Here is a 15,674-nt window from a genome sequence, read left to right as displayed (position 1 = left end):
AATAGAATATCATTTACTGAATAAAAAAAAGAAAACGGATTGGCTTGACCTAGTCCCCACCAATCCGTTTTTCTTAACCAAATTAAACTCACTTTGTTCAGGGCAAAAAAGTGTCTCTTCGCTACTCCTCTACTAAGAAATGATATTGCAAATCGTAGGGCGACTGGCTCATTAACTCTATAAAGAAGGTTTGCTTATTTTTAAATCTATTTTCAGCAAATTGTTCTATTGATCGAGTACATATTGAGATTGCTTCATGTTCAGAAACTTCAAATTTTTTACGCGTTTTAGGATCTATAAAAGCTTTTATTATTTTATGATTATACGCTAATTCTGGTTTCGTTTCTGGATTTTTAGCTCTCGCATATGTTCCTTGCATATTTTCAGCTTCACAGCAGTTTACAAACTGTTTATTTCTGTATAGCTCGATGTTCACATCGATCATTTCTCCGTTTGTATTTTCAACTGCTATATTCATAACTCCTCTTATCTACACCCTAAAATTAGACTGAAAAAGAAGAATAGATAGAACTCTTCGATGTACTACTTTTCTTCTATCGATGAATGGTAGCCATAAAAAGTTGGTAGGAATTAATCGAAACTATCATTTCCGTTGAAATTGTTATTTTTACGCTCTAATTTTCACAAGATGTCTAAAGGCTTTATTGCAGAAGGAGAAAAATATATACAAGAAGAGAGTTTTATTGAAGCAGTAACTATCGACTGTGTGGTATTTGGCTTCAATGAAGGTAAAATGGAAGTTCTTCTGGTAAAGCATGCCGAAGGAATTAGTAAAGATAAATGGGGTTTACCAGGCGGATGGATTACCGAGAAAGAATCTATAGACCATTCTGCTAAACGTGTTCTTAGAGATCTAACCGGCTTAGACAACATCTTCTTGGAACAACTACAGGCTTTTGGAGAGCCTAACCGGTTTCCCACCAGCCGTGTGATCACTATCGGATATTACGCATTAGTAAAAAGCGAAGACTACGAGATTGCTGCTGGTTTCACCGCATCAGAAGCGAAATGGTTTTTGGTTGAAGAAATTCCAGATCTTATTTATGATCATAGAATAATTTTTGAGGCAGCACTTGAAAAACTTAGAAACCGCGTACGCCAGGCTCCTATAGGTTTCAATCTATTACCAGAAAAATTTACTTTACTCCAGCTAATGCAGCTTTATGAAGAAATTTTGGATGTAAAAATGGATAAACCTAACTTCCGTAGAAAATTTTTAAAGATGAAACTCTTGGTGGATATTGGTGAAAAACAAAAGGATGTTTCCCATCGCGCAGCCAAGCTTTATAGTTTTGATGAAGAAGTATATCAAAAATTAACTAAGAAGGGCTTTACATTTGAGTTTTAACCAAACACTACAATTCTATTTCTTATCTAATTTTTCAGAAATTATTCATTTTCTAAAATGACAGATTGCAGAGAATCTTTTTCATCCAAAGCTTTTACCAGCTCTTCCACATCAGGATAATTTTCAATGATGTTTTGAGCATTCAAAGAAAAAAATATTTAAAAAAACGGAAGTATTACTAATCGCTTCATTAGTGGCTGGCTAATCTGGAATTTTAGTAACTTCCATAGCGGCCTCGCCGGTAAGACTTAAATAAATATAAAGCTCCTGTGGCGCAAATTCGAAATGAGAAATATTAAGCTGATCTAACTGAGCATCTACCAGCAAACCTTCAGCAGGACGATTATTTTCCTGAAGCTTAGAATTGATCTTTTTTAATTCTTGCTGTAATTTCTCTGAGAGATTTTGTTTTGATTTTTGCAGTATTTTCTTCTGAACAAATTTATTCAGAATAACCTGTACAATTTTATTCATCAATTTGTTATCGTTCTCTCCTACAGCCTCGTAATCTGCTAATGAAAATTGATTGGTTACAGGATCAAAATCAAACTTAAGATGAATCTTAAGCTCTAATTCTTTATTTTTAAACAAGAATGTTTTGGCTTTTAATCGCAAACCAAGCGTAATATCATAATCTACCTCTGGATTTTTTTCTAACCACACGAATTTAACATCCGCATATTCGCTAATTCCGTTGCCCTCCTCATCTTCTTCCTGCATTTTCTCCTCTATAACCTTCTCCAAAACGGCATAAGGCAGCTTAACCGGAATATTCAGTATTAATCCTTTTTGGTAATCTTCATTCATAATTTACGTGCTTTCTTTTAAAGGTAAAAAAGAAACAATATCCTAAATCTAATATTAGGTTAAAATTGACGCAAATCTAACGAATCTGGCTTAAGACTGAATTGCAGGTTTATTATATAGTTTTTCTCGAAGCCAGAACGAAATGCGCACTAAAAGAATAAGCGCCGGGACTTCGATTAAAGGCCCTACGATCCCAACAAAAGCCTGACCTGAATTCAACCCAAACACCGCAACAGCCACGGCTATAGCCAGCTCGAAGTTGTTTCCTGCTGCGGTAAAAGAAACGGCAGCATTTTCATCATATTTCGCTCCTGCCCAATGGCTGGCAATAAATCCTATTAAGAACATTAAAGCAAAGTATATCATTAGCGGTATTGCGATAAGCACTACGTCTTTCGGAATTTCTACAATTAATTTTCCTTTTAAACTAAACATCACCACAATAGTGAAAAGCAAAGCAATTAAGGTAATTTTGGATATTTTAGGAATAAATTTTTCTGAATACCATTTCTCACTTTTCAACTTCACTAAAACTAAGCGACTAGCAATTCCCATTAAAAACGGAATTCCCAAATAGATTGCAACACTTTCTGCAATCGTAGTTACAGAAATTTCAACAATGCTTCCTTCATAACCAAAATAAGACGGAAGCTTAGTTATAAACAACCAGGCATAAAACGAATAGGCAAAAACCTGAAAAATACTGTTTAGAGCTACTAATCCTGCACCGTATTCTTTACTTCCAGCAGCAAGGTCGTTCCAAACCAGAACCATCGCGATACAACGCGCCAAACCAATTAAAATTAAACCGGTCATATATTCGGGATGATCTCCCAAAAACAAAAGCGCAAGCGAAAACATTAAAATCGGTCCAACGATCCAATTTAAAATTATCGAAATACTTAAAATCTTCACATTTCTAAACACCTTAGGCAACATTTTGTAATCGACTTTCGCCAAAGGTGGATACATCATCAAGATTAATCCAACCGCGATTAGAATATTGGTAGAACCAGAACTATATGAATTAATAAGCTTAGGCACCGCCGGAATATAATAACCAAGACAAACACCAACCGCCATAGCTATAAAAATCCACAGGGTAAGATAACTATCCAAAAAACTTAATTTCTTTTTCATTATTTTTTATTCTGAAAGTTCTTTTGCTTTGGTAAAAACATAAAGAAGATCATTAGCGATTTCCCTGGATTTTTCGAGATATTTTTCAAACTCTTCCTTCTTACCGTCGCTTATTTTTGGATCTTCAAAGGTAAAAGGTATTCGTACCTCGGCGCCCGGCACAAAAGGACAGGCTTCATTGGCCTGAGAACAGGTCATTACCGATACAAAGTTTTTCTTAGGATTAAATGCATGATTATAAACTTTCGAAAAGCTGAGAATTGGTAAAGCATCTTCCGAGAATTTTAAAAAATAAAAAGGATTTTTTTCTTCGGAAAGATGCCCTACTGAAAAACCAACATGTTCAAAAGTCTTTAAAACAGAAGAATAAACTGCGGTAGCTTCTGTTCCTCCTGAATAAGAGTTCACATTTTTAAGTGATAGATAATCAGCGATCGTCTGCGCCCAGATTTGAGAAAAATGACTTCTTCTTGAATTATGGGTACAAATAAAATTCAGGTTTACTGTTTCTTTATTTTTAATTTTTTCAGCAATAAACCTTATAAAAACTTCCAGCGCCTTTTTACGCTCTTCACTAATTGTAGTGATATCTAGAGAAGTTATAAATTGTTGAACAGAATTATACATTTTTAAAAACTATTTTTAATTAGCAACAACCCGATCCCGGTTTACATGATTTGGTTTCAACTGGAGTAAGATTTTTTAAACTTTTTTTCGGTTTTTCAGAAGATTCGGCTGGAATCCCGCATTGATCTTTAGCTAAACAGGTAGTAAATTTATTAACTAATAAAAATCGTTCACCATTAAATTCAAGATCGTATTTACCAATAGTGCTTTCCTGATATTCTACCTCTATTTCTGAATTTTCATCAAGCTTTAGTATTTTTTCTGAAAGTTCTATGATCGAAATTAATTTTTCTGGATGCAAGCGGTGGTCGTAATCATTAGCTTCCCATAATTGAAAACTAGCTTTGTATTCTTCTCTAAATGTACCGCCGCAGTCTATAAATTTCTTTTCTACACTACCAATTTCGGTTACATGAAAATGCGATGGTACTAAACTGCCATCCGGCAGTTCAAATTCGATAGTTTCCTTTTCTTTTAAAATCCTCTTAATTTCCGCTAATTTCATAAGTCAAAATTTTATTTATCGTAATATTACGATAAATATTAATTGCAATATTACGATAATTAAATCAAGTAATAAAAATAGCTATCAATTAAATTCTCGAAGACTAATCTTCAGGAAAATAGCAATCGTGCAACATTTTGTATATATCTGGATGTTTACGTTGCATACGCTTAGGGTTTTCAAAGAAATATTCGCTGGCTGTGGCAAGAAATTCAGCTTCATTAGTTCCACCATAATTTCGAATATCTGATTTATTGGCATTAATTTCTTCCATTTCTTTATGTACCATTTTAAGCCACGGAATGGTATAAGTGTGTTTTAAAAGCCGCTCTGGCACACCATCGGTTTGCCCGTCCATTTTATCGATTAAATGAACAAATTCGTGAATACCGGTATTTAACCGGTCATTGTGCTTAGCAAATCCATCATGCAACGCGCGTCGCGAAAGAATCATTTGGTGCTCGAACCTACCGGTTCCCACTAAGCCCATCACTATTTTATCTTCTCCGCCATTATCGAAAACAAGATTTTTATTGAAATGATTGGGATATAAAATTACCGTACTTAAATTGGAATAATGCCAGTGTTTGAATCTAAATACTGGAATTACCGCACTACAAGCGACTAAAATCTGATCTATATCTTCAAGTTTAAAAGAAACGCTCTCGATATAGACTTCATTTAAAAATACCATGACACGCTGCTGAAATCTTATTTTTTCGACTCTAGTTAATTCAGCATAAAACTCTACATGATCTAAAAGCAGCTGATGCCAGTTTGCGGGAAATGGTGCTACTTTCTTTTTCTTTTTTTTGGTAATTTTATATATGACCATCGCCGCAAGCACAACAACCACCAGAATAGCTTGAAAAAATTTACTCATTACAAAAATCTAAGTCTGCAAAAAAATACGGACTAAAAATACCGAAAATAAAGCCTATTTATAAGATTTAAATCTTCAAACATTTCTTCTGAAAATTGCTCAAAGTAATTCCGTAGAATCTTAAAGCAAACGGAAAATGTGATTCATTCGCAAAACCACTGAATAAATAACCTAAACAAGACCGATTAGTTTTGATAGTTGTAAAATCTTATAGTAGCCCATAAAGTTGCTTATTATTCTTTAGCTGAATAGGAATTTTTAAATGTTTCCATTTGTTTGTCCTTAAATACTAAAGTTCGGTGTGGGAAAGGAATTTCTACACCTTCAGCATCAAATCGTTTTTTTATACTTTCGTAGAGTTCACATTTCATCACAAAAGCAGAAGCGTAATCCCAAGCCCAGGCCCAGGCACGAATAGTAACTGAAGAATCCCCAAGATCTATAACACGAACAATTACCAAAGGAACTCCATTTCCAATATCCTGATTAGTGCGATTATCAAAAATATTAGGATGATTCTCGCATTCTTCTTTCATTATACTTTTGGCTAAATCTATGTCACTATCGTAAGAGATCCCAATTTCAATCCATTGGCAGATTTTCTTTTCTTCCAAATCATAATTGGTCACCTTTTCTTTATTTATTATCGCGTTGGGAATCACAATCATTTTGTTTTGATAATTCTGAATCACCGTATGCCTTAAAGTTATATCTGTTACAGAACCAACAAGTGTGTCTGAAATTTTAATGACGTCGCCTACTCGAAAAGGTTTAAAGGATATAATGAAAATGCCACCAATAATATTTGCCAGCGCTTCCTGCGAGGCAACACCTAACACAAGCGCTAAAATCCCCGCCCCACCTAATGCAGTTTGCGCCACGCCTCTTAGAGCAGGAAAGGCCAAAGTAGCAAGAATAGCACCGAAGAAGTAAACACCAAATACACTTAAATACCGCAAAAATTTATAGCTGGTAGGATCACCATCTGAAGCTATAGTTTTCTTAATAACTCGGCCAAATAATGTATCGACAACACTTGATCCAATTATCGTAAAAACCAATACAAAACCAACATAGACGATCTTTTCAAAATTTTTAGCGGCAACGGCATATTTATCTTCAGAAATAAAAACAAAACTTAAGGCTGCCACACCTAGAATAACCCATAATGTGTTAAGTACTCGTTTAACAAGCTTTATAGTGGTAGGTTTCTCGTTAGGATATTTTTTTAAGGTTTTTTTTATGAGCCATTTATAAAGTAATTTTGTTGAAGCTAAGAGCAATAGAACAGCGCCTATAACGACAAGCACATATATAATTAATTCGCTATTAGCACTCCAAAATTCTACCATAATATTTTTTTATTTAGAATAGGTTTTTAATAAGAAAAAGTTGAATAGCTAGATTTTCTAAAAGAATTTAGCTGCAATTGCATAGTATGCCATTGTATTTAATATGTTTGGGAACCTACCTGCACAACCATTCTAGCGTATATAAGGTTTGAACGGAATTGATAAAATTAATTTTTTTCGTCCATTTGCAGTCATTAATTTTAAAAAAATATTTCGTTATTACCGATATTCTGATGAAGATATCCAAGGAATCATGGATCTATTTTAGAGATAAACCGCTGCTGTTTTTATAATATGATTTCGCACAGCTAGTGCAAGGATTTTGAATCACTACTCTTAAAGATCGAGCTATCTTTATAAATGTTATCCCTTTAGTTACAAATATTCCCAAACTTTTATAAATTCCAATTACAGGTTTCTTGAAATAATTCTTAATACAACCTAATTAGTGAAATACTAATAGGTTATGTTGTTTTATGTAGTTTGAAAAAAGATCGATACCTATTCGTAGTATTTTATTTTTGATGTATCCCCCCGCTAAAAAAAATTACTCTAAAAAGATAATAAAAAAAGGCTTCACAAAATTGTGAAGCCTTTTCTAGTAGCGGGAACTGGACTCGAACCAGTGACCTTCGGGTTATGAGCCCGACGAGCTACCTACTGCTCTATCCCGCGATATATATTTTAATATCTTTATTTCAGTATGTCTTGATAGCTATTGTTTCGCTATCGGGATGCAAATATACGACTCTTTTTTACTTCTCCAAAACTTTTTTAAAAAATTATTCAGTTATCCAATTTAGAGCTTGCAGGCGTTCGTCATTATCAAAGGCTCTTATATCCAAATCCACTAAATTATCCTTAAAATCTGCAAAGCTTCTAAACCACTGTATATCTGTAACCAAAGCCACCTTATTAAAATCATCGGCGTGCTTACATTTAAATAGCATATCTTTCCAAAAAGCTGCTAAAGAAATTTTATTTCCATCTTTAATTTCCAGAAAAAATCTAATTTTTTTATTGCCTTTTATTCGCTCTTCAATTTCTTTTAGAATTTCTTCCATAACCTGAGTTGAAACGTACCGATCTATAATAATACCTACAACATTTTCAGATAGCTCGAAAATTGTTTTATCGCCCATTTTACTAATAAAATACTGTTATTATTGCTCTATACTTCGAGCTTCAAATTCGGTAATTTCTCCATTCTGAAAAGCTACATCGAATTCTATTGGATTGCAACAATTTTCACAATCTTCAATATATGTTTGCTTGGAAACCGAAGGATCTAAAAGTACAGAAATTTCTTCCCAACAATAGGGACATTGAAAAAAATGCTCGTACATATCAAAAATCAATATTCAATAGCTGGCCGGTAAGTTGCAATAATTCCAATTCAGCCAACTTTGCATCATATTTGGCTAAGTTAAGACTCGTTTTAGCATCAAGCAAATTAATTTGGGCCTGCCTAAACTCTATAGAAGAGATCTGTCCTAATCGATATTGCTCTTCAGATCGGCTAAAATTATCTTCATTTGTCAAAACATTTTCTTCCTGTACACGAAAAATATAAAGCTTATTCTCATAGTTTCCTAAAGCATTTGCAATATCCCGCTCTACCTCTAATTCTATTTGCTTTTTCTGAAGTTGTTGATTCTCTTTATTAATTTTAGCATTTTGAATGGCTACACTGGTTAGACCACCATCAAATAAATCCCACGATAAACTTAATCCTGCAGATAAGCCATCGGTAGTTGTTTTGGATCCCGGAAAAAAGGCGGTAGCTGCACTTATATTTCTATTCCATCCATAAGAACCGGTAAGACCTACCGTAGGCAAATAACCCGATTTACTTACCTTAATATCATAATCACTAAGGATAATATTACTTTTTGCCTTAAGAAGACTTACATTATTATAAGTAGATTGCTCTAGAAAGGAATCTATTCGTAGCTCGGTAATAAAACTTACAGAAGTATCTACTTCAAAAGCTCTATTATTGACATCTCTATTGAGAATAACATTTAAATCACGTTTGGTATTGCGTAGTTGCTGTCGCGTTTCGATAAGATTAATACTATCGGTATTCACATCTACGCGAGCATTTAGGACTACTAAATTATTAGATTGCCCATACTCAAATTGATACTGTGCACGCTTTACTCGATCCTGAGAAATTTTTAAAGTTTCTTTTAAAACTCCCATATTCTCACTTAATCTCGCTATTTCATAATATACCGTTAGCAATTGAAGTATGGTATTCTCGATAGTTTCTCTGGCTTCTAATTGCGAAAGATTATATTGCTCTTTTAAACTTTTATAATTATAAAATCGTCCCAATCCATCAAAAAGCGTGTAGTCTAAATTAATAGAGGCGCTATAGGACTCGCCTTCGATCCCGCGTTGATCTACATTGTCTCCTTCTTCTGGTTCGGTTAGCCGATTATTAAGGTCGTAATTATAACCACCTGCTCCTCTTAAAGACGGAAGATATCCAGAGTTTAAGATACTCTGATTATTTTCGGCAACTTCAACGTTGTTATTAGCCATTTTTATTCCGAAGTTACTATCAAGAGCTCTTGCTATAACTTCATTTTTGGTTAATAAAGAATCCTGAGCTTTTGTAGCAAGCCCAATAAACATGAAAAAAATGACAGTAAAATAGGTGATTTTAATATTCATCTTTATTTTTTTCTGCTTCTTTTAATTCTTTTATTGTTCGCTCTACAGACTCGCGCTCCACTCTATTACCTGTTGCCAACCATTTACCTTCCACTTTTATACGATTAGTAATAGAAAGCAGTAGGGGTAATAAAAATAAGGTTAATAACGTAGCTATACCAATCCCGTAACTTATGGATATAGCCATAGGTTTAAGGAATTGCGCCTGCCTACTTTTTTCTAACAGCAAAGGTGCCATACCTGCTATGGTGGTTAAAGATGTAAGAAAAATTGCCCTGAAACGAGATTTTCCTGCTTCGTAAATTGCCTGTTTAAACTTCATGCCATCTTGTAGATTACCATTGTATTTCCCAATAAGTACCAGGCCATCATTAACCATTATTCCCACCAGCGCTATAATCCCTAATGCTGAAAGCATATTAATTGGAAAATCGTGAATCCAATGTCCCCATGCAACGCCAATTACACTAAAAGGGATCATAATCATTAGTAATAATGGCTGACTATAACTTCTAAACGTAAAAGCTATTGTAGCATAAATCAAAAACAAAATAATTGGCAATACAGTACTGGCTGAATTTATCAATTTGTCAGCTTCACGATTTTGTCCCTCGTATGAAACGCTTAAACTTGGATATTTAGTTAATATTTCAGGCATTACATTTTCACGAATATCAGCTAAAATATCTGTTGAACTTCCGTTGGGATCTTCCATATCTGCGCTTACCCGAATCTCTCGCATTCCATCAAGGTGACTAATCGACTCGGTTCCTCGAATAATTTCATAATTCGCTATTTCATCAAACGGAACGCGGTTTCCAGAAGGGGTTAGAATACGCATATCATCAAGATCATTAATAGAAGATCTATTTTCCAAATCATAACGCACCCAAACTCTAATTTCGTCCTGTCCTCTTTGAAATCGCTGAGCCTGTGTCCCAAAGAAACCATTTCTAACCTGCCCAATTACATCGGCGAGATCTAATCCTAACGCATATGCATTATCTTTAAGGAAAATATTAATTTCTTTAATTCCCTTAGGATCACTATCGTTTACATCTTTTAGTAACGGATTATTTTCAAAATTGGCTTTTAATTCTTCCTTTGCGGCTTCTAGTTCCTCGAGATTATTCCCCAACAAGGAAACAGAAACAGGATCTCCTCCAAAATTACCGCCCGATCCAAACGTTAAGTTTTCTACGCCATATACTGGCCCTACTTTATCACGAATTGCATTTGTAATTTCAGGCGCACCAAAATCACGTTCTTCACCAGGTAATAAATTTACCTGTATCGACGCCTTATTATTTCCTGGGCCAACCCTCTTAATGGTATTTTCTATTACAGAGAGATTACCAGTTTGTTCTTCAGAAAAATCTTTATTTACTTGCCAGGTGGCTTCTTCGACCATTGTAATAATCGAATCTGTTCTTTCAGGATTAACTCCTTCAGGCATTAAAAGATCGATAGAAATTCGATCACTGGCTACGCTGGGAAAAAGTGTTATTCTTATAATATTACCGCCAATAGCTCCAAAAGTTAAAATAAGGACCGCTAAAAGAATTCCTATACTTAATATTTGTTGTTTCAGTATAAAATTTAAAACCGGACCATAAACTTTATCACGGAGAAAAATCATCAATCGATCTCCAAGTTTATTTATATTCCTCATTTTACCGAAGAATTTACCTATTACAGATTTTGGTTGCGAAACGTTACGCTTTAGTGCTTTGGAATGCGCAATATGCGCAGGTAAAATAATGAGTGCTTCAATTAAAGATACCACCAGTGTAAGCATCACCACAGTAGATACTTCTCCAAAAAACTCGCCTATTCTACTATCTAAAAATAGGAAACTGGCAAAAGCCAAGATGGTAGTTATTATAGCCGAAATAATTGGAGGAACAACTTCTATCGTACCGTCTAGTGCTGCTTTAATGGGATTCTTACCCATTTCGAAATGTTGATAAATATTTTCTGAAATAACAATCCCGTCGTCTACCAGAATACCAATAACGATAATCATCCCAAACAGCGATAATACGTTAATAGTAACATCAAACTGTTCAGCAAAAATAAACATTCCTAGAAAGGCCACCGGTAAACCAAAAGCCACCCAAAAGGCTAATCTTGTATTTAGAAAAAGGGAAAGAAAGAACAGGACCAAGACTATACCCATGATTCCATTTTCCACTAAAAGCTGCGTTCGTTGCTGTAATCTTATGGACGAATCGAAAACAACATCTAAACGAACATTGCTACTTTTTTGATTGTATTTTTGGATATATTCATTCACCTGCTCTGCTGCTGCAAGTAAATCTTCAGAATTGGTATTACTTATTGTAATATTTACACTTTGATTGCCATTGAAAAATGATGCATTAGGTGTTTCAGAAAATTGGTCGGAAACTCTGGCAATATCAGACAATCTGATAATTTCTCCATTCGTAGTAGATTTTAATACCAGATCTTCTAAATCGTCTGCGTAGTAAGACCGGTTATTCGCCCTAATTAAATAATCCTCGCTACTGGTTTTAATCGTCCCTCCAGTGGTAAGAATATTTGCTCCTGAAACCGCCTGAGCAACATCCTGAAATGTCAAATTATAAGCCAGAAGATCATTTTCTCTAACTGCAATTTCTATTTCTTCTTCGGGGAAACCGTCAATTTCAATCTGAGAAATACCATCCATCATTCGCAAATCATTTTCGATTTGCTCACTTATTCTTTTTAAGGTAACCAACGGGATTTTCTCGCCGCTAATTGCAAATCTAATGGTTGGTCTAACCGATTCTTCTTTGGCAACTACCAAAGGCTCCATACCGGTTGGAAAGGTTGGCACGCGATCTACTGCGTTTTTAACCTCGGTGAGCATTACATCAATATTTTCGTCTCGCTCAATCTCTACGGTGATAGATCCTCCACTTTCTCTGGCAACCGAAGTTACGCGTTCTATACCTTCCAGGCCTTTTAGATTGTCCTCTATTTTAAGGATTATTCCCTCTTCTATTTCTTCGGGCGCAGATCCTGGATAGGTCACGCTAATATTGATCATTCGGCTATCCTGCAAAGGAAAGAAAGAAGACTTTAAAGTAAGTGCACCAACTGCTCCGAATAGTAAAAAAGCAATGATTACGATATTTACCGCAACCTCATACTTTATAAAATAACTAATAAGTTTTCTCAAGATTATTCGTTTTTAGCGGTATCTTTTACTTCTTCAGCATTAACTAACTGCCCAGCATAAGCTCCCGGTACAGATGCTGCTAACATTTTAGTACCATCTTCAAGGCCTTTTACCACAACACTTTCGGTACTAAAATAAACGGGTTGTACGCTTACCAAATCTAAAACACTGTCTCTAACTACGTAAACTTTAGATCGTTCCACCAATAATTCTCTCGGGATTTCTAAAGCGTTTGGTTCTTTTTTAGCATCTAGCATTGCTTCAAGATACATTCCTTCCTGTATGTTTTCTCCTTCTACACGAATGAATACCTGAATGGTTTGCGTTTCCAGATTCACTCTACCATTAATTCTACTAACGGTTCCGCTATATTTTTGGGTTCTATCTAAATTTTGAAGTTTAACCTCTTCGCCAATCGCTAAAAGATCGCTAAATTTCTTAGCTATAGAAACCTGTAATTCGTAAACAGAAGGATCTATATATTCACCCAGCTTTTGTCCAGACCTAATTAATGTTCCTTCCTTTACCAAAGCTTCGGTAAGTATCCCATTGAATGGCGCTACTATTGTATATTTTCTTAAACGTTCTTCAAGATTTTTTATGGTATAGTACGAAGAAACAATACCACGACCACTTATGAAATATTTTTCTTTATCAGTTTCGATTTCAGGAAGTTCAGGAACCGATTTATTAATATCAAAATTGCTTAAATATTGCTGCCATTTCTCAAAAGCATCTGGATAATCTAAGCGTAGATCAGGCATAATAGCAGTGATACTATTATACAAATCACTTTTAGCAGACTGCACACTGGCAGCATATTCTGCGGAATCAATATTCAGTAAAATCTGACCTTTTTTATACTCCTGACCTGCCAAAAAGTTTTTACTACTGCTTCTAAAAATCCCCTGAACTTCTGAATAGAGTTCGAGCTTTCTTAATGCAGTAACATTTCCGTTAGCGGGAATGCTTATAGGAACGGTGTCATTTTTAACTGTTTTGACGAATACATTTTTTACAACCTTCTGTATTTCTGGATCTTTTTTAACATTACTGTCTATGATCCATTTAGCTGCAAATACGGCTCCCACAATAAGCAGAAGTCCAAGAACTGAGAGAATTATCTTGCGTTTATCCATAACTTAGTTGGTTGGACTCCTAAAACTAGATAAAGTTTAATCGAATATCTTAATTTTTTTAAGAAATTAACTAATTTCATCTATTTCTAACTGCAATCCCTCCCATTCCTGAAATAATTTCTTTAGATTTTTTTTCTTATCGTTATAACTATCTAAAAAATTGGACTGCGCAATTGTCTTCTCATAATTAGTCGCCAATTCGTGATCTTTACGTTTTAGCTCTTTTTCTAATTTGGTAATTTTCGACTCTACCTTACTCAACTTATTGTTTAGTGCTTTTAATTTTTTCTGGTCTTCGTACGATTGTTTTTCTGTAGCTACCTTTTTAGCTGCACTTTTAGGAGCCTTATCTTTTTTCTCTACAGCACGCATATCTTCCAGTTTACGCTGCTCCAAATAATAATCTATATCGCCTAAATATTCTTTGATCTGTTTATTTCTGAATTCGTAAACCGTCTTGGTTAATCCCTGAAGAAAATCTCTATCGTGAGATACAATTATTAAAGTACCTTCAAAATTCCTACAGGCTTCTTTTAGCACATTTTTAGATTTAATATCCAAGTGGTTGGTAGGCTCATCCATTACCAGCACATTAAAAGGCTGTAATAGCATTTTACAAAGTGCTAATCGGTTTCTCTCTCCCCCAGATAACACTTTCACTTTTTTGTCTACATCATCACCACGAAACAAAAACGAACCTAGCATATCGCGAACTTTAGATCGATTGCTTTCGTTCGCAGCATCGACCATAGTATCGTAAATACTTTTCTCTCCGTCTAAATAATCAGCCTGATTTTGCGCAAAATAACCTAGCTGAACGTTATGACCAAGTTTTAAATCTCCAGTATGAGAAATTTCATCTATAATTATTTTTGCCAAGGTTGTCTTCCCCTGCCCGTTTTGACCAACAAAAGCGATTTTGCTTCCACGTTCGATAAGTAGATTAATATCTTCAAGTACTTTATGATCTCCATAAGCCTTCCCAACATGCTCTGCTTCAACAACAACTTTACCTGGTTGTACTGAAACAGGGAAACTAATATTCATCACCGCATTATCGTCTTCATCTACTTCAATACGATTAACTTTATCCAGCTTTTTAATTAAAGACTGCGCCATAGAAGCTTTAGATGCTTTTGCTCTAAATTTCTCGATCAACTTCTCGGTTTGCTCTATTTCTTTTTGCTGATTCTTCTGCGCTGCAAGTTGCTGCTCTCTTAGCTCTCCTCGCAATTCTAAATATTTGGAATACGGCTTTTTATAATCGTAAATTCTACCCAAAGATATTTCTATAGTACGATTGGTTACATTATCTAAGAACATTTTATCGTGAGAAACCAGAATCACACAACCGGGATAAGAATTCAAGAAACTTTCTAACCAAATGATACTTTCTATATCCAGGTGGTTTGTAGGCTCATCCAGCAACAAAATATCGTTATTTTGAAGCAAGAGCTTCGCTAGTTCTATTCGCATTCTCCAACCTCCAGAAAAGGTATCAGTTAATTTTTTAAAATCTGCTCTACTAAAACCAAGCCCTAGCAATACCTTTTCGGTATCTCCCTCATAATTATAACCTCCAATAATCTCGTATTGATGTGTTACATCAGTAAGTTCCTGAATTAATTCGGTATAAGAATCGCTTTCATAATCGGTACGGGTCGCCAGTTGATGATTAATCTCATTCATTTTGGCTTCCAGGCGTTTAATCTCTTCAAAAGCCTGATATGCTTCGTCCAAAACAGTACGTCCCTGTACAAAATCTATATCCTGTTTTAGAAATCCAATTCTAAGCTCTTTGTCTTTGGCAATTTGCCCACTATCATATTCCTGATCGCCAGCAATAATCTTAAGCATAGTAGATTTTCCCGCTCCGTTTTTACCAATTAGACCTATGCGGTCTCCGGCTCCTAAACGAAAACTAATTTCCTGAAATAAATATTCTCCCTGAAAAGAGACTGAAAGATTATGGATGTTGAGCAT

General features: G+C 34.9%; 14 protein-coding genes and 1 tRNA gene. 1 reads left to right on the top strand and 14 read right to left on the bottom strand.

Going from position 1 to position 15,674, the window contains the following annotated elements; all coding sequences use genetic code 11:
- Positions 1-121 precede the first annotated feature (121 nt).
- A complete protein-coding gene (locus tag PBT89_RS02865) occupies positions 122-478 on the bottom strand; it encodes a hypothetical protein (protein WP_270059256.1) in 357 nt (118 codons plus the stop codon).
- A 171-nt stretch (positions 479-649) separates the two neighbouring features.
- Between PBT89_RS02865 and PBT89_RS02860 the strand changes: the two genes are divergently transcribed.
- Positions 650-1,369 carry an NUDIX hydrolase gene (locus PBT89_RS02860; RefSeq protein ID WP_270059257.1) on the top strand — a complete coding sequence of 240 codons (720 nt, stop codon included), beginning with the start codon at positions 650-652 and terminating at the stop codon, positions 1,367-1,369.
- A gap of 201 nt (positions 1,370-1,570) precedes the next feature.
- On the opposite strand, the gene PBT89_RS02855 is transcribed toward PBT89_RS02860, so the two are convergent.
- From PBT89_RS02855 to abc-f, 13 genes are all read right to left on the bottom strand, one after another.
- Entirely contained in the window at positions 1,571-2,176 is a 606-nt protein-coding gene (locus PBT89_RS02855) for a DUF4403 family protein (RefSeq protein WP_270063311.1), read from the bottom strand.
- 90 nt (positions 2,177-2,266) lie between these two features.
- Positions 2,267-3,316 (bottom strand): ACR3 family arsenite efflux transporter, encoded by a 1,050-nt coding sequence (arsB, locus tag PBT89_RS02850; protein WP_443089604.1) that lies wholly within the window; start codon positions 3,314-3,316, stop codon positions 2,267-2,269.
- A 6-nt stretch (positions 3,317-3,322) separates the two neighbouring features.
- Positions 3,323-3,943, bottom strand: a complete 621-nt coding sequence (locus PBT89_RS02845; RefSeq protein WP_270063310.1) for an arsenate-mycothiol transferase ArsC — start codon at positions 3,941-3,943, stop codon at positions 3,323-3,325.
- Positions 3,944-3,962: 19 nt separating this feature from the next.
- Entirely contained in the window at positions 3,963-4,448 is a 486-nt protein-coding gene (locus PBT89_RS02840; RefSeq protein ID WP_270063309.1) for a DUF6428 family protein, read from the bottom strand.
- 103 nt (positions 4,449-4,551) lie between these two features.
- On the bottom strand, positions 4,552-5,331 hold the full coding sequence (locus tag PBT89_RS02835; protein WP_270063308.1) for a zinc-dependent peptidase: 780 nt from the start codon (positions 5,329-5,331) through the stop codon (positions 4,552-4,554).
- A 233-nt stretch (positions 5,332-5,564) separates the two neighbouring features.
- Positions 5,565-6,683 carry a mechanosensitive ion channel family protein gene (locus PBT89_RS02830; RefSeq protein WP_270063307.1) on the bottom strand — a complete coding sequence of 373 codons (1,119 nt, stop codon included), beginning with the start codon at positions 6,681-6,683 and terminating at the stop codon, positions 5,565-5,567.
- Positions 6,684-7,285: 602 nt separating this feature from the next.
- Positions 7,286-7,358 (bottom strand) — tRNA-Met (locus PBT89_RS02825).
- 107 nt (positions 7,359-7,465) lie between these two features.
- On the bottom strand, positions 7,466-7,825 hold the full coding sequence (locus PBT89_RS02820) for an STAS/SEC14 domain-containing protein (RefSeq protein ID WP_270063306.1): 360 nt from the start codon (positions 7,823-7,825) through the stop codon (positions 7,466-7,468).
- A 21-nt stretch (positions 7,826-7,846) separates the two neighbouring features.
- Positions 7,847-8,029 (bottom strand): CPXCG motif-containing cysteine-rich protein, encoded by a 183-nt coding sequence (locus PBT89_RS02815; RefSeq protein ID WP_270063305.1) that lies wholly within the window; start codon positions 8,027-8,029, stop codon positions 7,847-7,849.
- Between the two features lies 1 nt (position 8,030).
- Positions 8,031-9,365, bottom strand: coding sequence for a TolC family protein (locus PBT89_RS02810; protein WP_270059267.1), 1,335 nt, complete (start codon positions 9,363-9,365; stop codon positions 8,031-8,033).
- Positions 9,355-12,552, bottom strand: a complete 3,198-nt coding sequence (locus PBT89_RS02805) for an efflux RND transporter permease subunit (protein ID WP_270063304.1) — start codon at positions 12,550-12,552, stop codon at positions 9,355-9,357. Before PBT89_RS02805 ends, PBT89_RS02810 begins: the two co-directional genes overlap by 11 nt.
- A 2-nt stretch (positions 12,553-12,554) precedes the next feature.
- On the bottom strand, positions 12,555-13,691 hold the full coding sequence (locus tag PBT89_RS02800; RefSeq protein ID WP_270063303.1) for an efflux RND transporter periplasmic adaptor subunit: 1,137 nt from the start codon (positions 13,689-13,691) through the stop codon (positions 12,555-12,557).
- Between the two features lie 66 nt (positions 13,692-13,757).
- Positions 13,758-15,674: a ribosomal protection-like ABC-F family protein gene (gene abc-f, locus PBT89_RS02795; RefSeq protein ID WP_270059270.1), complete on the bottom strand. Its 1,917-nt coding sequence runs from the start codon at positions 15,672-15,674 to the stop codon at positions 13,758-13,760.

This window comes from Zunongwangia sp. HRR-M8 (assembly GCF_027594405.1).
GTDB lineage: Bacteria > Bacteroidota > Bacteroidia > Flavobacteriales > Flavobacteriaceae > Zunongwangia.
Note: the sequence above shows the minus strand (reverse complement) of the source record. Positions and strands in the feature narration are given on the sequence as shown.